Source organism: Maribacter algae (assembly GCF_047345745.1).
Classification (GTDB): Bacteria; Bacteroidota; Bacteroidia; order Flavobacteriales; family Flavobacteriaceae; genus Maribacter.
The window spans coordinates 35991-60816 of record NZ_JBLFES010000003.1 but is presented as its reverse complement, the minus strand read 5'-3'; the positions used below and the strand labels follow the sequence as shown (position 1 = coordinate 60816).

Here is a 24826-nt window from a genome sequence, read left to right as displayed (position 1 = left end):
TTGTGTTCGAGCGGACAAAAAGAAATAAGTTAATGATTATTGATATACCTAAAAACTCGGATTTTTCCATTTATAATATTCCTTTTGGAATTTTTTCAACAAAAGACAGAAGCCCTAGAGCTGGTGTAGCAGTTGGAGAACATATTTTAGATTTGGCCGCGGTTGCGGAGTTGGATGTTTTTAATTTCAATACCGCCGTTTTGGAAAAGGATACTTTGAACGATTTTATTTCGCTTGGAAAAGAAATAACTTCCAAAGTAAGATCGGATATACAACATTGGTTGCAGGATGACAGTTCTATATTGGCCGATAAGCCGGAACTTTTTGTGGCGCAGGCAGCTGCCCAGATGCATATGCCAGTATTCATTGGGGATTATACGGATTTTTATTCGAGCATAGAACATGCTACCAATGTTGGTAAAATGTTCCGTGACCCTGAAAACGCTCTCTTGCCCAACTGGAAACATATCCCGGTAGGGTATCATGGGCGAGCAAGTTCAATCATCGTAAGCGGGGAAGCTATCCATAGGCCCAAAGGGCAAGTGATGCCTCCGGATGCGCCGGCGCCGGTTTTCCGGCCTACCGCACGTTTGGACTTTGAGTTGGAAATGGGTTTTATCACTGGGAAAAATACAAAATTGGGAGAATCGGTTTCCACGGAAAAAGCTGAAGACTATATTTTTGGTATGGTCTTATTGAACGATTGGTCCGCAAGGGATATTCAAAAATGGGAATATGTGCCGTTAGGTCCTTTTTTGGCGAAGAATTTTGCGTCCCATATTTCGCCATGGATCGTAACATTGGAAGCGTTAGAACCCTTTAAGGTTTCCGGTCCCGATCAAGACCCAAAAGTGCTTCCCTATTTGGAATATAAGGGAGAGAAAAATTACGATATCAATTTAAAGGTAGGAATTACTCCAGAAAATAGTGAAGAAGTGATTATTTGTAATTCCAACTTTAAATATATGTATTGGAATATGGCGCAGCAGTTGGCACACCATACCGTAAATGGTTGTAATATTAATATTGGGGATATGTACGGCTCCGGAACCATATCGGGAAAAGATGAAAAATCCTATGGCTCCATGTTGGAATTGGCCTGGATGGGTACCAAACCTTTAAAAATGAAGGACGGTACAGAACGTAAATTTATCAATGATGGTGATACGGTCACCATGAAAGGTTATGCCGAGAAAAATGGAAAGCGTGTCGGTTTTGGGGAAGTATCCGCCAAAATCTTGCCGGCAAGATAATACTTCGCTTTAAAATAAAAATTGAAAATACCGATTCAATGATTACAACGATTGACCCAACCCAAATTCCTCAACCAGAGCTGCATAATTATTTACTAACAGCAGTGGCACCAAGACCTATATGCTTTGCAAGTACTATTGATAAGGATGGGAATGTAAATTTGAGTCCGTTCAGTTTTTTCAATGTATTCAGTTCCAATCCGCCTATCATGATATTTTCGCCTGCCCGTAGCGGTAGGGACAATTCTTTAAAGCATTCGCATCAAAATGTAAAAGAAGTGCCGGAAGTGGTCATCAATATTGTAAACTACCCGATGGTGGAACAAATGTCCTTGGCCAGTACTGCTTACGATAAAGGCGTAAATGAATTTGTAAAGGCGGGTTTTAAGCAAGTTGAGAGTGAAAAGGTAAAACCCCCGAGAGTTGGGGAAGCACCGGTAGCTTTTGAATGTTCCGTTACAGAAGTCATCGAATTGGCAGAAACCCCTGGTGCCGGAAATTTGGTGTTTGCCAAAGTAGAATTGATCCATATCAACGAGAGCTATTTGACCGAAGGGAAATTGGATACTAAAAAGTTGGATTTAGTTGGACGAATGGGAGGTAGTTGGTACACACGTTCCAGTGGAGATTCGCTATTTGAGATACCGAAACCTATCCGAAATAAGGGTGTTGGGGTAGATGCTCTGCCCGAGGCTGTTAGAAATAGTGAAGTATTATCCGGAAATAATCTAGGACGATTGGGTAATGTAGAAGAATTGCCCGATACTAAGGAAATATTGAGAATAAAGGAAGTAACGGAGGTAAAAACGCTGTTCAAAAACTTTAGCGGGAACAAAACCGATTTACGTTTAAAAGTACACGAACTTGCCAAACACTGGTTGGAAAACGGAAACGTTTCAGATTCCCTCGCGTTGTTGATGACCGTGAATTAAATATTTCCTTAATCCTTGGCTTCGCTCAGTTCAAAAGCATTTAACCAAATTCCCTTCTTTTCATCTCCTTTGAAATTGATGTGAACGGGATTTTTTCCATCGGAAACAAATAATAGTTCAGCTGTACCAGGTTCTTCCCACTGCATTTCTTTTCCATCGGTAACGATTACTTTGACATCTTCATTATTTTTCAAAGCTTCTGAACTGACTGTCAAAGCGGTTTCATAGGGCAACTGATGTACAGTAACCGATTTTAATTTCTCGCGATTGGGGTCCATGGAATCTGAATTACTGCTAGGCGCATGGTGCCATGTATTTAATTTATAAGTGCCTTTGGGAAGATTTTCAAAGATAAGGTCAATTCCTTCATCATCAATACCCAATATGCCATCTCCATAGGCAAACCCATATTTTCCGATTACGTTCATTTCGCCTAGCCAGCGGATGATACCATCCTCCGATTTTGGTCGGATGTGTACTTTTGAGTTCGGGAATTCTTTTAGCGTGTAGGTATTCGCTTTTTCATCTTCGCCGTTCCAGGCGTTCCAACCAAATTGCAGTAGTTGGTCTGCCGCACCAATGTCAACACGCTCCCTGTTAAAATCATAGACCGGTTGAGCTTTGCTCCGAATGATGTTTGTATCGTTAGGTATAAGTTGTACCGTGGCACTTCCGGTTTTCAGTCCTTTTGCTTTTGCATAAACCGTAATGGTTCCCGGTGTACTTCCTGCCTTTACCAAGGCCGGGGCAACACCATACTCGGTAAACATAGGATTGGCATTAATAGCTGCATCATCCCCAATAATACTTGCATCGCCTTTTACGGAAAATGAAATCAGTTTATCGGTATCGCTTACGGTTTCACCATTTTTATCGATTACTTTTGCATACGCAACCAAGATATCGGAACCATCTGCGACAAATGTTCTTCCCTCTGTATCTAAACTAAGCTGTATCGCATACGGTTTTTGCGGAGTTTGTTTAACGGATTCTATGGTAGTACCATCTTTAAAATAGGCTTTGGCGACCAATTTTCCTGGTCGATATTTTAAATTTTTAAAGTGAAATGGTGGGTGGTCCAAACCAAAGTATACGGTATCTTGGCTGGGTCTGCTTTTAGCGATCGATGTTCCATTAAGAAAAAGCTCCACTTCTTTGCCGTTACTGAAAACATCGATTTCTTCTACGCCATCTTTCCATTCGTTTTCAATATAGACCATAGGTTTTTCTACCAGTTCGGATTTATACCATTCAAAATTAGGTCTTGGATATCTAAATATGGTCATCGCCCCTGATCGGGTTTTATCTATGAGATTATCGGCTTTGTCATGATTGGGATGAAAAGTGTAATACGCATGTGCTACCCAAGCGATAAGGCCGGTCATCAAAGAATCTTTCTTGTATGGAGCCAATGCCTTGGGCCCTCTACCTCCTTCCATAGCGAATATAGGTTCCGTACGGTCCCAAAGAAAGGGACCATACAGCATATTGGCGTTTATATCCGTTAAACCGGAGGCCTGCCAGCCTGTCCAACGTGCCCCCTGCGAAGCGGTAAGCCTATTTGGGTCTTCCTGTTTAACTGCATCGTGAAGTCTAGGGACATAACCACGATGATTTACGCCGCCGCCCCACATCACAACAGAGGGATGGTTTCTATGATTACGGACCATGGCCCGTGCGGCTTTTTCTAAATTGTTCCACCATTCCTCATTTTGGGAAACGGCTATCCAAGTCGGTGCTTCTTCATACACTAAAATACCTAGTTCGTCACAAGCATCAAGTATGGCATCATCCTGAGGATAATGTGCTGTTCGCATTACATTGAATCCAAATTCTTTAAACTGAAGCATATCCTTATAATGCAGTGAATTGGGTACGGCATCTCCCAAATACGGATATTGTTGATGACGGTTGAACCCAATAAGCTTTATGGGTTTGTTATTTAGCATAAAACCTCTTTCAGGGTCTTGTTGAAATTTTCTTAGACCAATTTTATTCTCGACAAAATCCACTTCTTTCCCATTGACCAGTACAACACTGTTCACGCGATACAAGTAAGGATTGTCAATATCCCATAAATGCACATTATCCTCTAAACTTCCTATTTGATTGAACTGAAACTCTTCTCCCGGTGCTATGGTTTTAGACTGCGTTAAACGTAGTACGGCAACCCCTTCCTTATCCAAAATTCTAGTGACCAGATCAACGGATGTAGGAGCGGAACGCTCATTTTTGACAGCAGTTTTAATATTGATGGTTGCATTCTTATGAACAGGGTCAACCGTTGGGGCAGTTATATAGACTCCAGAATTCAGGGATTCCCAGTTGAAAGTGACGTGTAAGGGATCGGTCTCTACCAAATATACATCACGGTATAACCCGCTGAATTTTACATAATCAAAAGGTCCAGGGTCTGGTGGAACGACCTCGTTTCTTCTATTGTCCAAAAGCAGAGTGATTTGATTGGTTTCACCTCTTTTTACAAACTCGGTTATATCAAAATGAAAAGGGGTATAGCCACCTACGGAATGTTGCCCAACATGTTTTCCATTTATCCACAAATCGGTCACTTGATGAGCTCCTTCAAATTCCAGGAATACTTTTTTCCGAGAGTCACTGACCTTGATATTTTTTCGGTACCACCCTACATTCCTTTGAAACACAGATTGTGTTTTATCATCTTCTATCCCATCCAAGGTCAAAGAAGTAAGTTCCAAAGTATGTGGAACGTTTATGGTTTTCCAATTAGCGTCGTCAAAATTCTTTTGATAATAGATTGCTTCGGGATTGCCTAGATGAAACTTCCAACCTTGATTGAGACTTAATTTCGTTCGCTCCGTATCGGGGAAACCATCTGGCAGTTGTTGGCCGATAGAAAGAGATACGATAAATAAGTTAACAAAAAGGAGTCGGGCAGTTCTTTTTTTCATAGTAGAGATGACAAAATGAATGACCTAAATGTAGAGGAATACAAAATGATTCAATAAATGAATTGGTTTTTTTTCTATTTCATATGGATTTTGCAGCAGCTGTATTGAGATTTTATTTTGGAATTAAAAAAGCCTTTCAAGAAATTGAAAGGCTTTTTTGGCTAGTAGCGGGAACTGGACTCGAACCAGTGACCTTCGGGTTATGAGCCCGACGAGCTACCTACTGCTCTATCCCGCGATGTGGACGACAAAGATACAATTCTTTTAATGTTATTTCCAAATTAATGAAGCCTTGTTTTGAAAAGTGATAGCGAATTCAAAACAATTGGCCGAATTAATGCCGAGCTTGAACGAGGTATCCATCACATAGAATTTTTGCCTTGTTTTGAAAAGCGATGGCGAATTCAAAAGAAGTGGCAGAATTAATGCCGCGCATGGTAGAAGTATTAACTCTTACAGATTTCTATTTTCTGAATCCTTGATTTGAAAATATGGGAATAGCTTAAATTTTAAGGGAAATAGTTACCTTCGAAATTATGAATCAACTGAATGATTTTTTGGTCAAAGCCATCTCGGGTACGGAATGGCCCATGTTTATTTTACTGATCGGCGGGGGGCTATTTTTAGTATTATATTCAAAATTTCTTCCTTATCGGTTTTTTGGCCACGCCATTGCTGTTATCCGCGGTAAATATGACGATAAAAATGCTAAAGGAGATGTAAGTTCGTTACAGGCACTATCTGCCGCAGTTGCAGCTACAGTGGGTCTCGGAAATATTTCCGGTGTTGCCATTGCAATTCATGATGGCGGTCCAGGTGTGGTTTTTTGGATATGGATGACGGCCCTTATCGGTATGTGTATCAAGTTCTATTCTTGTAGTTTGTCCATTATGTTCAGAGGGGAGGATTCCGAGGGGAAATTGCAGGGAGGTCCTATGTTTTATATTACAAAAGGATTAGGTGAGAAATATAGGCCATTGGCCATATTTTTTGCGATAGCAGGGCTTTTTGGATTTTTGGGAGTGTTCACGGCTAATCAATTTACGGAAACCTTTATGAGTGTTATAAATCCATCGGAATCCTTAATAGGAATGAGCGATTTCAATTGGAAGCTAACAATCGGTTTTATATTGGCCATAGTAACCTCTTTTGTTATTTTTGGCGGACTGGCCAAAATTGCAAAAGTGGCCACGGCTATAGTTCCCATAATGGTGATGGTTTATTTGTTGGCTGTAATCATTGTAATGGCAATGAATTTTTCGCAAGTACTGCCTTCGTTGAAATTGATTGTTTCGGAAGCCTGGAATTTCAATACTGTTATTACCGGGGGGTTCTGGGGGCTGGTCATTATAGGCGTTCGTAGGGCTATGTTTTCAAATGAAGCCGGTTTGGGTAGTGCCCCTATGTATCACGGGCAATCTAAAAATGATGAACCCATACGTGAGGGTTTGGTTGCCATGTTGGGACCTTTCATTGATACTATTTTGGTCTGTACGTTTACGGCCGTAGTGATTATTCTGAGTGGTGCTTATTTAGAGGAAAGCAGTGGTATTGTGATGACTCTTTCGGCCTTTGAAAAGACGCTTTTTGGGTTCGGGGACGATTTATTGATGCTAATCGTTACCGCCTTTGCGCTATCTACTTTATTTACATACTCCTACTATGGTGTAAAATGCTTATCGTTTCTTACGAATGCGAAAATCGGACGATTTTACAATTGGTATTTTGTGATTATGATTGTTTTCGCCGCAGTAGCTTCTTTAGAAGTAGTAAAAAATTTAATCGATTTGTCCTACGCCCTCATGGTAATTCCAAATATGATAGCAGTACTTTTGTTGGCACCTAAAGTGAATAAAGCAGCCAAGGTATATTTTCAAAAATTAAGGGATGAAAAAAAAGCATAAATCAGGTTTCGTAAATATCATTGGCAATCCTAATGTGGGAAAATCCACCTTGATGAATGCTTTTGTAGGCGAAAAATTATCAATCATAACCTCAAAAGCGCAGACCACAAGACACCGAATCTTAGGAATAGTCAATGGTGAGGATTTTCAGGTAATTCTTTCCGATACTCCTGGAATCATCAAGCCTGCATACGATTTACAGGCTTCAATGATGGATTTTGTTAAATCTGCCTTTGAAGATGCAGATGTATTACTTTATATGGTAGAGATAGGGGAGAAAGCATTGAAAGACGAACGCTTTTTTGAGAAAATAAGGAATAGTAAAATTCCCGTATTATTATTATTGAATAAGATAGATGCTTCAGAACAAGAGGTGCTGGAGGCACAGATACAATACTGGCAAGAGCAACTGCCCAAGGTTGAAATTCACCCCATATCCGCTTTGCAAAATTTTAATGTAAAAGAAGTTTTTGAGCGAATTATGGAATTATTGCCCGAAGCGCCACCTTTTTATCCAAAAGACCAGTTGACGGATAAGCCCGAACGATTTTTTGTTAACGAAACGATACGGGAAAAAATACTATTGAACTACAAAAAGGAAATTCCGTATGCGGTTGAAATAGAAACCGAAGAATTTCTGGAAGATGAAAATATCATTCGAATGCGTTCCGTTATTATGGTTGAGCGCGATTCACAAAAAGGTATTATCATCGGGCATAAAGGTGCTGCGCTCAAAAAAGTTGGGGTAGAGGCCCGGAAAGATTTGGAACAATTTTTCGGAAAACAAGTACACATAGAACTCTATGTAAAAGTGAACAAGAATTGGCGTAGTGACAGCAGGCAGCTAAAAAGATTTGGCTATTCCGGTTGATATAGCAACCCTATCAAATTCGAATTTTTCAAACACTCAATTCAATAAAGTCTGTAATTTAACGAATAGAGTCACCATTTTCCTTTGTTCCTAATTGAAAATAGCTATCTTTGATTTATCGATGAAGTGCATAGTTTCACCGATAAAATGCTAAAATCCCCGAACACTATGGAAAATATTATCATTTTTGGAGCATCTGGACACGGTAAAGTAGTAGCTGATTGTATTGAAAAGCAAGGAAAATTTAGAATTGTAGGTTTTGTTGATTCTTCAAGAAAGAGAGGACTTTCGCACATAGGATATCCTATTCTTGGCTCGGAAAAAGACTTGCCGTATATTATGTCCGCATACAACATACGTGGAGGTGTTGTAGCAGTTGGAGACAATTGGTCTAGAAAGCTTTTTGTGGATAAAATCAATAAAATCGTTCCAGATTTTAGATTTATAACAGTCATTCATCCAAGTGCTGTTGTTGGTAAAAATGTATGTATCGGAAGAGGTACAGTAATAATGCCAGGTGCAATTATTAACGCCGGTTCCCTAATAGAAAATCATTGTTTCCTTAATACGAAATCATCTTTGGGACACGATGGTATCATGGGTAATTTCTCGAGTCTAGCATCCAATGTTTGTACTGGAGGTAATTTGATTCTAGGTAGCTTTTCAGCCATTAGTTTAGGTTGCAGTGTCATAGAGAATATTGAAATTGGCTCCCATACGGTAATAGGTGCTGGAGCATTGGTACTTAAACATATACCCAGTAATGTTGTTGCTTATGGCTCGCCAGCTGAAACTATATGTGAAAGAAAAATAGGGCAAAGTTATTTAGGTAAAAATTCACATATGGCACCAATGGTTCCTGTAATAATTAACCGGTAAATGATAATACATACTTCTATACCGTCGTAGGATATACTACCTTTGCCAGCTAAATAAGTACCATGAGTGCAATAGTTGCGGTTGTAGGAAGGCCAAATGTCGGGAAATCCACTTTTTTTAATAGATTAATTCAGCGTAGAGAAGCTATCGTAGATGCCGTGAGCGGTGTTACGCGTGACCGTCATTATGGAAAGACCGATTGGAATGGAAAAGAATTTTCCATTATTGATACAGGAGGCTATGTGGTGGGCAGTGATGATGTTTTTGAAAAGGAAATCGATAAACAGGTAGAGCTGGCGATAGACGAGGCGGATGCAATTGTATTTATGGTAGATGTGGAGACGGGAGTTACCGGTATGGATGAGGATGTTGCAAAGCTTTTGAGACGTGTGAACAAACCTGTTTTTCTTGCGATAAACAAGGTAGACAATGCCATGCGCGAGGATGATGCGGTCGAATTTTATTCCTTGGGACTAGGTGAATATTATACATTATCCAGTGTTAATGGCAGTGGAACGGGAGAACTGTTGGATGCTATTGTAAAGGTGCTTCCGGAAACTATAGAGGAAGAGAGTGATTTGCCAAGATTTGCAGTAGTGGGAAGACCCAATGCCGGAAAATCGTCTTTTATCAATGCGTTGATTGGTGAAGACCGTTACATTGTAACCGATGTTGCCGGAACTACACGAGATAGTATCGATACAAAATATAATCGATTCGGATTTGAATTCAATTTAGTAGATACTGCAGGTATTCGCAGAAAAGCCAAAGTAAAGGAAGATTTGGAATTTTACTCCGTAATGCGTTCCGTAAGGGCCATAGAGCATGCTGATGTTTGTTTGTTATTACTAGATGCTACACGAGGGTTTGACGGGCAGGTGGAAAATATATTTTGGCTGGCGGCCAGGAATAATAAAGGCATTGTCATTTTAGTGAACAAATGGGATTTGGTAGAGGATAAGGAGACCAATACTATAAAACAGTATACTCAAAAGATAAAAAAGGTGATTGAACCTTTTACGGATGTTCCTATTTTATTTATATCGGTGCTGACCAAGCAACGTATTTTCAAAGCAATCGAAACTGCAGTTGAGGTCTACAACAATAGAAACAGGAAAATTATTACACGTAAGTTCAATGAGGTGATGCTTCCGCTTATCGAAAATTATCCTCCACCTGCCTATAAGGGTAAGTATGTAAAAATTAAATTCTGTACGCAGTTGCCCACCCCTTATCCCCAATTTGCTTTTTTCTGTAACCTTCCGCAGTACGTCAAAGAACCGTATAAAAGATATTTGGAAAACAAGATTCGTGAGAATTTTGACTTTTCCGGAGTTCCTATTACTGTATTTATGCGTAAAAAGTAGCAGATATCAATTCTGAGAAGCCATTTTTACTTTTAACGTCTGTTGAATTTGATTTCCCTCACCATCAACGGCCGTTAACTGATAGGTTCCGGTAGTAATAGGTAAAATCATTTCATGAAAATCCTGTGTATCTCCAATATAGGTGTTGTTTAAATACCAATAAACTTGACTGTTCTGTAATTGGTGGGCCAACTTAAAAATGACTTCGGTTTTTTTCTCTCCTAAATCTTTTGGCAGTAACACAACTTCATTCTTTTTGGGATAGATGAATTCCATTAATTCACTCTCACCAACGGAACAACCCTCTAAAAATGGTGGAGGAACTCTATAATCCGTGTTGGCACTGGAATAATAATATTCCATAATTGTGGGCAGAACGAACCAACTTTTAGTTTGGATATTCTCTAACGGGTAGCAGGAGGCATTTACCTGATATTTTCCTGAGCTATCTAAATTCAAAGGCTTATGATAAGGGCAAGATTTACTTTTTGTTCCATTTATAGGGACTAAAACTCTTGCGGAATTAACGCAATAAGATGATGCGCCATGGCCGCTTTTTTCGCAAATTTCCAATGCTACCAAATCGTCGAGAGGTTCCGCAAACCAACCACTGTAGGGCAATCGGTCCAAAACCTCAAAAAGGATTGGTGCCGCCGCAGTAATACCTGTTAGGCCAGGTCTTCCCTCACCGTCGGCATTGCCTGCCCAAACCCCTATGGCGTATTTTGGGGTAACGCCCACGGCCCATGCATCCTTAAAACCAAAACTGGTTCCGGTTTTCCAAGCCAAAGGCTGAGAGCTATCAAAAAACTGCCAGTTTTCATCGCCTTCCGGTCTATTTACATCTTTCATCGCCTTAAAAGTGTGATAAATTGCCCCTGCATTGAATCCGTTTGTTTCAAAGTTGGTTTCGCCAAAATCCATAACTTTTTGGTTTAAATAGTTTGGCGAGGCATATTCTTTCGTTCTATAAACACTCATGTTCTTAGAAAAATAATTTAGGGACGCTGCCATTCCCGCATAGGTCTGTGTAATTTCCCAAAGCGAACTTTCCGCACCACCAAGGATAAGCGCAAGACCATAATGACCAGCAGGTTTATTTAGAGATTTCAGATTTATTTTCTTCAATTTATTATAGAACTTCTGTAAACCATATTTGCGTAATAATCTCACGGCGGGAACATTTAAGGAGCGTGATAATGCTCTATTTGCCGGCACTGCTCCAGCATGTTTCTTATCAAAATTTTTAGGATTATATCCGTTGATTACCGTAGGAATATCCATGACCAAGGTATTTGGCAAAAGTTGGCCTTCGTCCAGGAGCGAAGCAAATAATAAGGGCTTTAAAGTACTGCCCGTACTTCTATTTTTGGTAATAATATCAACATAATTGGCATTGTTTTTATCCGATAGCGAATTACCCACATAGGCCAAAACCTTGCGCGTCTCGACATCAAGGACCAAGATGGCCAGATTATTGATTTCATTCTGTTTTAAACGTTCATAATGGGTTTTGGCAATAACATTGGCCTGTTGTTGTAGGGTGTAATTTATACTGGTATTGATGCGTTGCCCTGTATATTCTTTTTTAATACGTTCGGTCAAATGGGGGGATATGTTGGGCAATGGTAGCGGCTTGTTAGGTAAAGGTTCCATCAAGGCCAGTTCGTAAGTGGTTTTATCAATCTTTTCTTCTTTAAATAGTTTTTTTAAGAGTCGGTTACGTTTATTAAGTAACAGCGCTTCATTCTTCCCAGGGAAAATAAGCGAAGGCGCATTGGGCAATACCGCTAGTGTGGCAGCTTGGCCCCAACTGAGTTCATGTGCATCAATACCAAAATAACGCCATGAAGCCGTTTCTAGACCAACAACATTACCTCCATAGGGCGTGTGCGTGGCATAGAGTTTCAAGATGTCGTCTTTTGAATATTTAAATTCCAGTCGTGTTGCCATGACCAGTTCTATGATTTTTTCAAAATAAGTACGATTTTTGTTAAGCCTGCTCAGACGAATTACCTGCTGGGTAATCGTGCTTCCACCTCGACGTGTCTTTTTTGTAAGGTTATGTTTTATCGCATTAAAAATGGAGATAGGATTAAATCCTGGGTGCTCGTAAAAGTACTCATCCTCAAATAATAAGATACTTTCTTTAAATCTATGGGGAACCGAATCCAATTTAGGGAAACGCCATTGTCCATCATCGGCTATTCTTGCGCCTATCAAAGCCCCGTTTGCGCTGGTTACCACTGTAGAAGTGGGCGTTTTGAATAAAACGGAGGGCAGGCAAAAAAACCAAACACCAAATAGAACTAGGAATACACCAAGTTTTATCCGATGTTTTTTGAGAAGTTTTTTTAACATATTATTCGTCCTAATTAACGAATTATCTTCACCCACTGCCCCTTATTTCTTGCGTAGCTCGTATTGTCATACATAGCTTCCACTTGGCTACCGGGCAGGTAATAATCCCCCAAAAACGATGCGTTCAATTTTATTCGGAACGTTTTCGCTTTTTTAGCGCCTAGATCAAAGTAGAAATGTGTTCTGTCATCGCGGATATCTATATAATCTGCCTTACTGGTATTGCTATCGCCATTATCCGTGTAGGAAGTATTTACAATTTCCCATCCACTGGGCACAATTTGGGTCAGGGCTAGATTTTCCATGGTATCGTTCGTGGTATTGTACACCGTTATTTTTGCTTCCAGCTCTGTTCCTTGTCGTAAAGTAGAAATACCGATGCTTTTATTTGCGGTATCTTTATAGTCCACCTTTAGGCTCAGTTTTTTCTGTTGTGCCAGTTCTTGTCCAACAGGTAATTTTCCGCTTTGGGTCAAGGTAGCATAAACAATATTTCCCTGTTTGTTTTCTATTTGAATGTTATTGGTAAAACCAGCGATGGTAATGGGTCGTTGCGCAATAGCTCTATCGGTCTTCACGCTGACTTTTTTTCCATTTTGGGTAAATGTTACATCAATAGCTTTTCCACCGTTTTTAACGACCATTTTCGCCAGGGCCAATAATGCATAGGCGGTTTCCTGCGTGCTATACCATCTTTGGGACGACAGGTTCTTGGATAGCGATAGGGCCAGTTCTTTTTGTTGGGAATCTCCCAACAAGGTCAGCGTTTCCAGAGCCATCGCCCTATTTCTAAAAACGGAACCATAGGTTCTATAATCGTAATCATTCGCTTTAAAATTGATATTGGCTTTCTGTAAAAGTGTTTTTGCCACTTCTTTTTTACCAACAAGTGCATATGCGGCTGCCAGACGCCACTTGGCTTCATTGCTCAAATTTTTGGTTTCCCGTAAGCGGTTCATGGCGGCCAATTCCGGTTGTTGAGCCAAGGCCAGCGTGTAAAGTCTATACGCTTGGACTAAATCGGTATTATAATTATAACGTTTACCGCTCCATTGTTTTGCTTGGTTCTTTTGATACCTGAGCCAATTGTTCAAAAAAGTGAGCGGTAATTGATATCCTTTTTGTTTAGCTTCCAACATAAAATGTCCGGCATAGGAAGTTCCCCAATCATCAGCTTCCCTTGCGCCTGGCCAATAACCAAGCCCGCCGTTGGATAATTGAAACCCGTTCAATCTTTTGATGGCTGCTTTTACATTTTTCTCCGTTTCTTTTTTCTTTTCAAAATCGATGTCCAAAACATCGGCCAGAAATAATTGCGGAAACGCAGCCGATGTAGTTTGCTCAACGCACCCATGCGGATACCGTACGAGATATTCCAGACGTTTCGAGAAATCCATCGGAGGTAAGGTAGAGAATTCCATAACCGCTGTATTGGTTCCGGAAGTACCAAAGGTTTCAAAAGAAATGTCTTCTGATGCATTGGCCTCCAAAGTGTACAATATACTTTTTGTGGTCACCGGATTCGGATTCTCAACATCAATCTCTATTTCATTGCTTGCGGTTTCCCCTGCTCCCGTAGCTTTTACTTTTATGGTTTGAAAAGAAGTGGACGGATTCACTTTAAAATCGAAATTCACGATTTGCTCTCCTACCGAATTAAAAGTAATCGATTTTGAAGAAGGGCCAAGAGGTTCAAGTGCTTTGCCGGTATTGATGGATACACTTACATTTTTCACTTTTTTCTCCATGGCAAATACCGTGACCGGAATAGTAACCGTTTCCCCAGGGGATAATTTTCTAGGCAACGACGTGAGCACCATCAAAGGTTTTCTGACCGGTGTAGTTTTTTCATTATTGCCATAAGCACTATTTGCATTCCCTGCTATGAGCATGGTACGTACGGAACCTACATAATTGGGCATTTCAATCGTATGGTTCGCTGTTTCGCCCGCTTTTAACGTAAATGGACCTAGATACGTGACAACGGGTTTAAAACGTTGTGCTTTTCTATTTTTGGAACCTTGGGCAATATCGCCACCTCCAATGGCATAGATATTACCCACACTTACGGAATAGGCTCCCATAACATCATCAAAAATGTCAAAAGTCTTTACGCCTAAAGCTTGCCGTGCATAAAAGGCACTGTGAATATCCGGTGTTTTGAATCGGGTTAAATCCAATAATCCGTCGTCCACCACTGCCAAGGAGTAGGTCATTGGTTTTCTGTTTTCCTCGGAAACGGTGACTTCAAAAGATTTTTCCGGTTGTAGCACATCCGGCATTTGGAGTTTAGGCCGCAATTTGGTAGCTACATTTTCCACCAAAAGCGATACCACACCGTACAGACGTATGGGCAAGTCATTTTTTACCTTTCCATGTGGTTGTAACAAGGAAATATTCACATATACATTGGGAGCCATCTCCTCTGTAATAGGAATACTGGCATGTGTTTCTACGGATTGGGTTTCGATCCACTGCTGGGAAAGTACTTCGGAACCGTTTTCTACACTTAACAGGGCTCTTCCCCCTGCATCCGAAGGAAAAGTAATTTTTGCCTGCTCCCCGGTTTGGTAGGTTTCCTTATCTGCAGAAAAAATCAAAATTTTAGAACTTTCGGTATCGTTAGAGGCCGGTCTTTGCCACCAATTTCGATAAAAATAAGCGGGTCTTCCTGTTGCATGACCAGAAGCACGATCAATGACTCGTATCAAATACCTACCGCCATCATTATCTGGAACATTTACTTTGAAAGTTCCTTTTCCATTGGCTGAAGTCGTGACGGTCATTTCCTTAAAAGGCCGGTGTACAGTAGCATTTTCGTAGCGCGAAAGGTTATCGTACCCTCTGTTCCACCACCAGCGCCATTCGATTTTAAAGACTTTTACATCCAATTTTCTATTTCCTGCGGATTTGCCGTCAGCATCCACGGAAACCAAATCGAATTCGGTGTTTTCATCCGTTAAAAAAGAACCGTATCTCTTCGCTTTTGGGGATTTTAATCCCACAAAATGACTGAAAGGCGCTATGTTTTTTGAAAATACATCGATGGAAAAATCCCCACCACCTTCAAAAACCTTTGTGGTAAAAGTTGCTTTGAGCATGCCCGGTGCTTTAGCGTTCACATTAATTTTTTGATTGATGCTCAGATTGCCCTCTTCGTTCAATTTACTATTGAGAAATTGTATTTCGGTTTCGTTGAACGTTCTGATCGGGTCTTGAAATTGATAGTCCTTAAATTTCTCAAAAGAAGTAGTGGTTGCCTGAAGTTTTGCATTAATGTCGATTTTTAAATTTCTAGCGGGTGCGCCATGCAGCCACTGTACATTTACATTACCGACTGCTTTTTCATTAGCCTTTAAGACTTCTTCCTCGAATTCAAAGTTTACTTTTAATCGGTTTGGTTTTACCGTAGCTATTTTTAAGTTTTTATTGAAAACGGCGCCGCCTACTACTATTTTGGCATTCCAAGTACCAGTTGGCGCATCCGGTTTCGTAGGGATGGGGAAGTAGTAAAAATTGTTCTCTTTTTTGGCATAAAGGCCATCCATGACTTTAATAGGATTGTTCTTTAAAACATTACGTTGCACCAATTTTCCACGGGCGTCCGATACTTCCAGTACCACAGGGTGATTTTTAGGTAACGGATTGTTCCGGTCATCTAGGACAAAGGTCAGGTGGGCGGTATCTCCTGGTCTGTGCACACCTCGTTCCGTATAAAGAAACCCTTGTAGGCCACTTTGTAAGCTCTCACCGGAAACATCGAACTTACTCAGGGAAATGGCATTGCCATCCATCAATTTGGCATAGGCATAATTGTTTTCTTTTTGCGCTACGGCAAAAGCGATTGAAGCTTCCCCGTCGTACACTGCAAATCCGTTTGCGTCCGTGGTCACTTCGGCGAGTTGCTGCTGCTGGTAGTTATACAGTTTAATGTTGGTATTCGATTCCGGATTTGTGGTCAAGAGGTTGGTCGTCGCAAAATGATAGGTCCTATTGTTTCCCTTTTTTACAATCAACCCAAGGTCGCTCCCTAGCAGATTGGTGAACGCCACCCGCTCCGCATTGTAGTATGCGCTATGACAGGGATTGTCCCGCTCGTCCCAATCATAATCGTAATTTCTCCAGTAATAGATCTCATTGTCCCAGTACTTTTCTTCTAAACTTTCCTCAGTAGTGCTTTGTTGGGAATCCGCGATGAAATCATCATCGACCGTTTCAGGGGAATCTCCGCAGGTATAAAGGGTATGTTCTTTCTTAAAACTAAACTCTACGCGGTATAAAGATCCCGGGTTTATTTGAATCAGTTTTGAGAGGTCCAAGGCATGTGCTTTCCAATAACCATTATTTTTGCCTCCGCTATTTTCCAAAGGAATGACTTTATAGGCAACCCTTCTGCCCACGGGTCTGAGGTCCGAATTATACCGTTGTCCTATGTCATTGTTCTGTAAAAACTGGAGCATATTATCCTCAAAGACCTGAATGACCCTAACTTCCACCGCGGAAAGGTTTACCGTTTCAAAATAAATGGGTGTTTTTAAGGCGTTTGGAAGAATAGAGCCTTTGGAAATAAGCCTTACCTGTGGTTTCAATTGCTCAAAGGAAACAAGCTCCGAAAAGGTTTTGCTCAGGGTAAAACCATAGGCACTTTTTATGCCTTCAAAGGCATTGACCCTGACCTGGCCCAAAATACGATTGGAGGGATATACTTTTAATACGTTGCCATCAATCTCATAACGCAGCGTTTCGGCATTTTCGATGGTCACGAGACCGTTCAGGTTTTGATTGGCCTGTAGCGGTTCTGAAAAATTCAGGGTCAATGAAGCGTTTGGAGCAGTGGCCGTTCTCGCATTTAGGACTACGAACTTGTTCAATCCCGGGATGGTATATTTTTCGGTTCCTACATTATCCACTCCCAGGGCTTCCCCGTTCCATGAAATAACAAGTTCGGAATCTTCGGTTTTACGGTTGATGCTATCGATTTTAAAATTGAAATAATTACTGTGCTCACTGGTATTCATCCATTTTACGGGAATGTTTTTATCTGCCTGCTTTACCTGAAGTATGCTTTTGGCGTTTTCGGCCGTTATTAAATCCGATGCTTCCAAAGTTCCCTCAAGGTACTGCCAGTCTTTGCTATAGGACTGTAAATCATTTAGGTCTACCTTAAAATTAGGAGCTATGGTCTTAAAAGCGAACGTATATTTTTTGTATTCCGAATCAATATCCTCATAGAGTTTGTCCAATAGAAGCGTTACTTCATAGGTGGTGTCCGGTTCCAAGTAATCATCGGGTTGAAATAGTAATTCCGTACCATTTTCAATGGAAAGTTTGCCCTTTATCTTTGGATTGGTTTTGATGTATTCAGAAGGTAATTCTTGGGTAACCTCAAACTGCTCTAGCGGTTTGGACAGCACAAAACGTATGGGCGAAGCAATACTTTGATTGCCATGGGTATGAAAACTGATATACTCCTTAAACTTAAAGAGATTATCCGTGTTTAATGTGGTGTTGTCCTTTTTGTCCTTGCAAGAACTTAGGATGAGGAACAACAAAGCAAAAATTACTTTTAGAATACGGCCCATTTTCTGGAAATCTTAGAATTAAACTTTGGCTTTATGCCATAGCAAGATACCTTAAAATGTAGTGTATTGATTCACTGGAAAAGGGGATTTTTAGAGAGTAGTTGTTATAAGAGTTACGAGACTCGATTCTCGTTTGGATTTTCTTTGTGAAAAAATTGGGAAAACGGTGATGTTGGTTTAAAGAAACAGGAAACAGGAAACTAGAAATGAGAAACTAGAATGGGAATGAGAACCTTTGTTCATTGTTCAAAAAGTTCTAGCGCGGGAAAGTGATTATATTGGTTTTATTGCTATTTTGGTGGGATATGGATTTGTTTTATGTCATTATAAATAAGTTGTAGTAAATTAAAAAATGAGAAAGTGGATAATCAAACAGATAGAAAAATTTGGACTTGATAGTTCAAATTTAAAAACAGAACAGGAGCAAAAAGGTCGTATTCTCAAAAATGGAGAATTGGAAAAAATAATATTCCCAGATGGACTTGACAACTCAAGCGAATGGAGAGTTAAGGAATGGTTTTTTGAAAAAGGACAATTAATTCGACCAGGAGATATTATTGGCACCGTGGAAAATAAAGAACAAAGATTTGAATTTGAAACTTTTGTTGGTGGAAAACTGGTTTTCTTCAAAATGATTGGACAAAAAGTTGAGGGTGGTACAATTCTAGCCGAAATCAAAGGAGAATAAAAATTTACAACAAAAATAGGTGCAATCTATTGTGGAAGGATTTCCAAATTTAAATCCTTTATTTTATGCAAAGACTTGGTATTTGATGGAAAATTCTGTTGGTTGTTTTTCCTAAATAATTACACTCAAAACCGTCAGCTGATTATTTAAAAGAATATTTTTCCTAATTCCTTATCTACCACCCCCCAGAAGCACCTCCGCCGCCAAAGCCACCTCCACCGAAGCCGCCGCCAAAGCCACCCCCGAAACTTCCACCACCGCCAAAACCACCGCTGCCAAAACCTCCACTGGAACGCCCACTTCGGCCCATATTGCTTAGGATAATAACATCCCAAAGGTCGAGTCCGGACCCTCTTCTTCCACCGCGACCACCACCATTGCGCTTATTGCGTTTGGACAGGATAATCATGATAATGATGAAAATTAGGATAGGAAGCAAGGCTTTTAGTGGAAAGCCATCGTTGGTCGAGAACGTTCGGTCTTCCTTGAACTCGCCCGTTAAGACCTGAAAAATGGCATCACTGCCTTTGCTCAATCCCATAAAATAATCTCCGCTACGAAATTCCGGAACAATGACCCCCTCAATGATTCTTCGGGACATGGCATCCGTTAACGAGCCCTCCACACCGTATCCAGTATTTATGGCTATTTTCCTATCGTCACGTGCCAATAAGATAAGAATACCATTGTCTTTCCCTTTTTGGCCAATACCCCATTCTTGTCCCCACTGTGCACCGAGGTAGATGATATTCTCTCCTTGCGTACTACCAATAATGGCAATAACGATTTGGGTAGAGGTACTATCCGAATATCGGATAAGTTTTTGCTCTAGAGTTTTCTTTTGGGATGGTTGTAAAAGGTTTACATAATCGTAAACGCTCGTTTCCAACGTTGGTTTTTTGGGAATCTGGAACTGACTCCATAACGGAAGACAAACAAGGAAAAGTAGAAAAGCAATACTAGCTTTTGGATATCTCATTGCTCAGTTCATTTGTATCTCCGTGATGCCAAGGAAAATGCGCCTGCAGCTCTTTGCCAGCACTTAGAATCCCCGCAACGATTCCTTCCTTATAATGGCCTTCTTGAAATTTTTCTTGAATAGCATCCCTAGTGGTGTCCCAAAAATCTTTAGGTACTACTTTGTCAATTCCCTTGTCTCCGTAAATTGTGAATTTTCGGTCATTAACGGCAACATAGATAAGAACACCATTTTCATCTTTGGTATTGTCCATTTTAAGAAAGTGAAAAATTTCCTTTGCCCTATCCATATGTTCCATGTGGGTATGGGCTTCGATATGTACACGAATTTCCCCAGAGGTCTCTTTTTCGGCCTTTAAAATGGCTTCAACGATTTCTTCCTCTTCGGATTGTGTGAGAAAATCTTCAACTTTGGACATAGGCTTTATTCGAAGTCAAAATCTACATCGGGAGCCTTTTCGGAACCAGCTTCAGACTTAAAGTAAGCCAGTTCATCAAAATTTAGGATACTGGCCAAAATGGAATTCGGAAACTTTTTAATATGAAGGTTATAGGGCTCTACCGTAGCATTGAAGCGGTCTCTGGCTACATTTATCCTATTTTCCGTTCCTTCCAATTGGGATTGTAGTTCCAGAAAATTTTGGTTGGATTTCAAATCCGGATAGCGTTCCACGGTTACCAATAATCTGCTTAAAGCACCGCTCAATCCGCTTTGTGCCTGATTGAACTGATTCAATTGCTCAGGCGTAATGTTCGTTGGGTCTATACTCACGGAAGTGGCCTTGGACCGTGCCTCTATGACGTCTTTTAAAGTTCCCCTTTCAAAATCCGCCGCTCCTTGAACCGTTTTAACCAAGTTTCCTATAAGATCGTTTCTACGTTGGTAGGCACTTTCTACGTTGGCCCACGTTTTTGTAGAGGTTTCCTTTAGGCTTATGGCGGTGTTATTAAAGCCAACGCCCCAACTATATAATCCAAAGCCGATCAGGGCTAGAACTATAAGTACAATAATTCCTTTTTTCATGGTCGTGTTGTTTAAAGTTGTTCTTTGATTTTCAAAAGTTCGGATTTAACGCGCTCCAGTTTTTGGATGATATCAAAATTGGAAAGTGTCTTTTGTTTTTCCTCCTTTAAATGGATTTTTGCCCCTTCTAGCGTAAAACCGCGTTCCTTGACCAAATGGTAGATTAACTGAAGGTTCTTGATATCCTGTGGTGTGAACTTTCTATTGCCCTTGGCATTTTTCTTGGGCTGCAAGACGTCAAACTCTTTCTCCCAAAAACGTATTAGGGAGGTATTTACCCCAAAGGCCCGGGCAACTTCGCCTATGCCGTAATACCTTTTTTCCGGGAGTTCTACTTGCATTAATCCAAGGATTGGTTTTCTTGATTCGCGTATTTCAGCATGTTCTGATATTCCTCCGGAGATAAACTTCCGTAGTAAAAATTAAGGGGGTTTATGCGGTCCTTGTCCTTCCAGACTTCATAGTGTAAGTGTGGTGCCTCGGAACGTCCGGTGCTGCCCACAAATCCGATAAGGTCCCCTCGTTTTACTTCTTGTCCTTTTTTGACATTATATCTGCTCAAATGGGCGTAAAGGCTCAAATAGCCATAACCATGGTCAATACGTATGTGCTTTCCAAAACCTGAGGAATTGTTGTCCGCACGCGTTATTTTTCCGTCACCGGTCGCATAAATAGGAGTGCCCCTGGGTGCGGTGAAATCCATTCCGTAATGCATTTTTCGTGCTTTGGTAAAGGGATCGGAGCGCCATCCGTAACCGGATGCCATACGCTTAAGGTCTTCATTGTTTATGGGTTGTATGGCGGGTATGGCCTCTAACAACTTTTCCTTTTCTTTGGCCAATTTGGTAATCTCGTCCAATGATTTGGATTGTATGGCTATTTGTTTTTTTATGATATCCAATCTTTTGGTCGTGGAAATTATCATTTCGGAATTATTGAATCCCTCTAATGATTTATATCGATTTATACCCCCAAAACCAGCTCTTCGTTGCTCTTCGGATATGGGGTTGGCCTCAAAATAGAGGCGATAGATATTATTGTCACGTTCCTCAATATTGGCAAGAACATCCTCGATCTGCTCCATTTTTTTGTCCAAAAGTTCAAATTGAAGCTCAAAATTTTTCACTTCGCGCTGTAAAGAAAGCTCCCTTGGGGTATTGATGAGGTTGGTGTTGAGTAAAAGTATAAGTCCTAATAGCCCAAATAGAAAAGAACCTAAAAAGAAAAACCCAATATTTCTATAACGTTTGGACTTTTGCGGTTCAATCTTACGGTACGATAGCGTATCCGGGTCGTAATAGTATTTTACCTTAGACATGATTGGATTTTATCCTATTTTTGTGCTTTGTTTTTAACACAACAAACAAATATAAAAATTGTTTTGTATAAACAGTTAAAATTTGTAAAAGCTTACCATTTTAGATGAATTCCAAGGAAATAAGAAAGCGGTTTTTGAAATTTTTTGAAGGAAAAAAACATAAAATAGTTCCTTCTGCACCTATGGTCATAAAGGATGACCCGACCCTGCTTTTTACCAATGCGGGAATGAACCAATTCAAGGAATTCTTTTTGGGGATCAATGATTCCAAAAATTCGCGGATAACGGATACGCAAAAATGCCTTAGGGTAAGTGGTAAGCACAATGATCTGGAGGAAGTAGGCAAGGATACCTATCACCATACCATGTTTGAAATGCTTGGTAATTGGAGCTTTGGCGATTACTTTAAAGAGGAGGCCATTACTTGGGCCTGGGAATTGTTGACCGATGTCTTTAAGATTGATAAGGAAAGTCTCTATGTCTCTGTTTTTGAAGGAAGTAACGATACGGACAATTTGAAAAAGGATAATGAAGCTTTTTCGATTTGGAGTAAAATCGTGCCCGAAGATAGGATTATCATGGGCAATAAGAAGGATAATTTTTGGGAGATGGGGGATCAAGGTCCATGTGGACCATGTTCCGAAATACATGTGGATATTCGTCCGACAGCCGAAAAAGAAAAAGTTTCTGGAGCCAGTTTGGTGAATAAAGACCATCCTTTGGTGGTAGAGATTTGGAACCTTGTCTTTATGCAATACAACCGTAAGGCTGATGGTTCTTTAGAGAATTTACCTGCAAAACACGTGGATACCGGAATGGGCTTTGAACGTTTGTGCATGGTTTTGCAGAACGTACGGTCCAATTATGATACGGATGTGTTTACCCCGCTGATACGGGAGATTGAAACCATCAGTCAAATGGAGTATGGTAAGAGTGAAGAGAACGATATCGCCATACGTGTTATCGCTGATCATATACGAGCGGTTTCCTTTTCAATAGCCGATGGTCAGCTTCCAAGCAATACCGGGGCAGGATACGTCATCCGAAGAATTTTAAGGAGGGCCGTACGCTACGGATTTACCTTTTTGGGAACCAAAGAACCTTTTATGTATCGCTTGGTAAACGTATTAACGCAGACCATGGGCGATGCCTTTCCGGAACTTAAGGAACAAAAGCAACTCATTGAAAATGTCATCAAAGAAGAAGAACATTCTTTTTTAAAGACCTTGGATCAAGGATTGGTATTATTGGAAAGCATCATCAAGTCGGCAAAAAATAAAACTATAGATGGTGAAAAAGCGTTTGAACTGTACGATACTTTTGGATTCCCGGTAGATTTGACCGCCCTGATTCTTAGCGAAAAAGGGTATACTTTGGACGAGGCCGGTTTTGAGGCCGCTATGCAACAACAAAAAAATCGCTCTAAATCCGCTGCGGAAGTTTCCAAAGAAGATTGGCAAGTTTTAATGGCAGATGGCGAACAGGAGTTTGTGGGCTACGATATGTTGCAGACCGATGTTAAGCTAACCAAATATAGAAAAGTCACCTCTAAAAAAGACGGGGAACAATATCAGTTGGTTTTCAATTTAACCCCATTTTATGCCGAAGGTGGTGGGCAAGTAGGGGATAAAGGCTATCTGGAATCTGCTGATGGAGATGTGGTCTATATTATCGATACAAAGAAAGAAAACAACGAAATCATCCATTTTACCAAGAGTCTTCCCCAAAAACTGGAAGGGACTTTTAAGGCTGTAGTGGATCAAAAACAAAGACAACGTACGGAAGCCAACCATACCGCAACGCACCTCTTGCATCAAGCCCTTCGGGAGGTGTTGGGAACACATGTGGAACAGAAGGGTTCCGCAGTGCATTCCAAATATTTACGGTTTGATTTTTCACATTTTTCCAAGCTTACAGTAGAAGAACTTCGTGAGGTAGAAAATTTTGTGAATGCACGTATAGAAGGGCAACTTCCTTTTGAAGAAAAACGTAATGTACCCGTGAAAGAAGCTTTGGAGGCGGGAGCAATGGCATTATTTGGGGAAAAATACGGGGATACGGTCCGTACCGTAAAATTTGGGAAATCCATTGAACTTTGTGGTGGTACGCATGTCAAGAATACGTCAGATATTTGGCATTTTAAGATAAAATCGGAAAGTGCCGTAGCAGCTGGAATACGAAGGATTGAGGCCATTACCAGTGATGCGGTAAAGGATTTCTATTTTGAGAACAATAGATTGTTGTATGAAATAAAAGATGCTTTGGGTAAAGCCCAGGATCCCGTGAAAGCGGTAACGGCACTGCAAGATGAAAATACGGAACTCAAAAAACAGGTCGCACAGTTATTAAAGGAAAAAGCAAAAAGCTTGAAAGGTGATTTATACAATGAGTTGCAAGAACTCAACGGGGTGCGATTTTTATCCAAAAAAGTGGATTTAGATGCTGCTGGTATTAAAGATTTATCCTTTGAAATGGGGCAAAATCAGAATGATTTATTCCTGCTTTTTGGAACCGAACAAAATGGAAAAGCATTATTATCCTGTTATATTTCCAAGGAATTGGTCGCCGAGAAAAACCTAAACGCGGGGAGTATTGTGCGTGAATTGGGCAAATACATTCAAGGCGGTGGTGGAGGGCAACCCTTCTTTGCAACGGCGGGCGGTAAGAATCCTAATGGGATTGATGAGGCTTTGGAGAAAGCCAAAGGTTATTTAACCTAGTAGGCAGTGACAGTAAGCA

Annotated in this window: 16 protein-coding genes and 1 tRNA gene; 8 read left to right on the top strand and 9 right to left on the bottom strand. The window is 40.5% G+C overall.

What is annotated here, in order from left to right:
* The first annotated feature begins 32 nt into the window (after positions 1-32).
* Together fahA and ACKWBX_RS11920 are read left to right on the top strand one after the other, a co-directional pair.
* Positions 33-1253 (top strand): fumarylacetoacetase, encoded by a 1221-nt coding sequence (gene fahA, locus ACKWBX_RS11925; protein ID WP_413968928.1) that lies wholly within the window; start codon positions 33-35, stop codon positions 1251-1253.
* 38 nt (positions 1254-1291) lie between these two features.
* Positions 1292-2185 (top strand): flavin reductase family protein, encoded by an 894-nt coding sequence (locus ACKWBX_RS11920; protein WP_413968927.1) that lies wholly within the window; start codon positions 1292-1294, stop codon positions 2183-2185.
* An 8-nt stretch (positions 2186-2193) separates the two neighbouring features.
* On the opposite strand, the gene ACKWBX_RS11915 is transcribed toward ACKWBX_RS11920, so the two are convergent.
* Both ACKWBX_RS11915 and ACKWBX_RS11910 read right to left on the bottom strand, forming a co-directional pair.
* Entirely contained in the window at positions 2194-5115 is a 2922-nt protein-coding gene (locus tag ACKWBX_RS11915) for a glycoside hydrolase family 2 protein (protein ID WP_413968926.1), read from the bottom strand.
* Between the two features lie 165 nt (positions 5116-5280).
* Positions 5281-5353, bottom strand: a tRNA-Met gene (locus tag ACKWBX_RS11910).
* Between the two features lie 298 nt (positions 5354-5651).
* Here ACKWBX_RS11910 and ACKWBX_RS11905 point away from each other — a divergent pair.
* From ACKWBX_RS11905 to der, 4 genes are all read left to right on the top strand, one after another.
* Positions 5652-7019 carry an alanine/glycine:cation symporter family protein gene (locus ACKWBX_RS11905; RefSeq protein WP_413968925.1) on the top strand — a complete coding sequence of 456 codons (1368 nt, stop codon included), beginning with the start codon at positions 5652-5654 and terminating at the stop codon, positions 7017-7019.
* Complete coding sequence (era, locus tag ACKWBX_RS11900; RefSeq protein ID WP_413968924.1) at positions 7003-7890, top strand: GTPase Era; 888 nt, start codon at positions 7003-7005, stop codon at positions 7888-7890. Before ACKWBX_RS11905 ends, era begins: the two co-directional genes overlap by 17 nt.
* A 168-nt stretch (positions 7891-8058) precedes the next feature.
* Positions 8059-8769: an acetyltransferase gene (locus tag ACKWBX_RS11895; RefSeq protein ID WP_413968923.1), complete on the top strand. Its 711-nt coding sequence runs from the start codon at positions 8059-8061 to the stop codon at positions 8767-8769.
* A gap of 62 nt (positions 8770-8831) precedes the next feature.
* On the top strand, positions 8832-10136 hold the full coding sequence (gene der / locus ACKWBX_RS11890; protein ID WP_413968922.1) for a ribosome biogenesis GTPase Der: 1305 nt from the start codon (positions 8832-8834) through the stop codon (positions 10134-10136).
* Between the two features lie 6 nt (positions 10137-10142).
* Here the strand turns inward: der and pbpC are convergent, their stop codons facing one another.
* Both pbpC and ACKWBX_RS11880 read right to left on the bottom strand, forming a co-directional pair.
* The gene (pbpC, locus tag ACKWBX_RS11885; protein ID WP_413968921.1) at positions 10143-12497 is read right to left on the bottom strand and encodes a penicillin-binding protein 1C; all 2355 of its coding nucleotides are present in this window, start codon (positions 12495-12497) and stop codon (positions 10143-10145) included.
* A gap of 14 nt (positions 12498-12511) precedes the next feature.
* Complete coding sequence (locus tag ACKWBX_RS11880; protein WP_413968920.1) at positions 12512-18079, bottom strand: alpha-2-macroglobulin family protein; 5568 nt, start codon at positions 18077-18079, stop codon at positions 12512-12514.
* A gap of 352 nt (positions 18080-18431) precedes the next feature.
* Between ACKWBX_RS11880 and ACKWBX_RS11875 the strand changes: the two genes are divergently transcribed.
* Entirely contained in the window at positions 18432-18767 is a 336-nt protein-coding gene (locus ACKWBX_RS11875; protein ID WP_413968919.1) for a biotin/lipoyl attachment domain-containing protein, read from the top strand.
* Between the two features lie 175 nt (positions 18768-18942).
* On the opposite strand, the gene ACKWBX_RS11870 is transcribed toward ACKWBX_RS11875, so the two are convergent.
* Genes ACKWBX_RS11870 through ACKWBX_RS11850 form a run of 5 tightly spaced genes read right to left on the bottom strand, consistent with a single transcriptional unit; the run spans position 18943 to position 22087 of the window.
* Entirely contained in the window at positions 18943-19746 is an 804-nt protein-coding gene (locus ACKWBX_RS11870; RefSeq protein ID WP_413968918.1) for a TPM domain-containing protein, read from the bottom strand.
* Complete coding sequence (locus ACKWBX_RS11865) at positions 19727-20164, bottom strand: TPM domain-containing protein (RefSeq protein WP_413968917.1); 438 nt, start codon at positions 20162-20164, stop codon at positions 19727-19729. The genes ACKWBX_RS11870 and ACKWBX_RS11865 overlap by 20 nt, the downstream gene beginning before the upstream one ends.
* A gap of 5 nt (positions 20165-20169) precedes the next feature.
* A complete protein-coding gene (locus ACKWBX_RS11860; RefSeq protein ID WP_413968916.1) occupies positions 20170-20769 on the bottom strand; it encodes a LemA family protein in 600 nt (199 codons plus the stop codon).
* Between the two features lie 11 nt (positions 20770-20780).
* A complete protein-coding gene (locus ACKWBX_RS11855) occupies positions 20781-21110 on the bottom strand; it encodes a MerR family transcriptional regulator (RefSeq protein WP_413968915.1) in 330 nt (109 codons plus the stop codon).
* Complete coding sequence (locus tag ACKWBX_RS11850; RefSeq protein WP_413968914.1) at positions 21110-22087, bottom strand: M23 family metallopeptidase; 978 nt, start codon at positions 22085-22087, stop codon at positions 21110-21112. Before ACKWBX_RS11850 ends, ACKWBX_RS11855 begins: the two co-directional genes overlap by 1 nt.
* A gap of 104 nt (positions 22088-22191) precedes the next feature.
* On the opposite strand from ACKWBX_RS11850, the gene alaS reads away from it, so the two are divergent.
* On the top strand, positions 22192-24807 hold the full coding sequence (gene alaS, locus ACKWBX_RS11845) for an alanine--tRNA ligase (protein WP_413968913.1): 2616 nt from the start codon (positions 22192-22194) through the stop codon (positions 24805-24807).
* Positions 24808-24826: the final 19 nt, after the last annotated feature.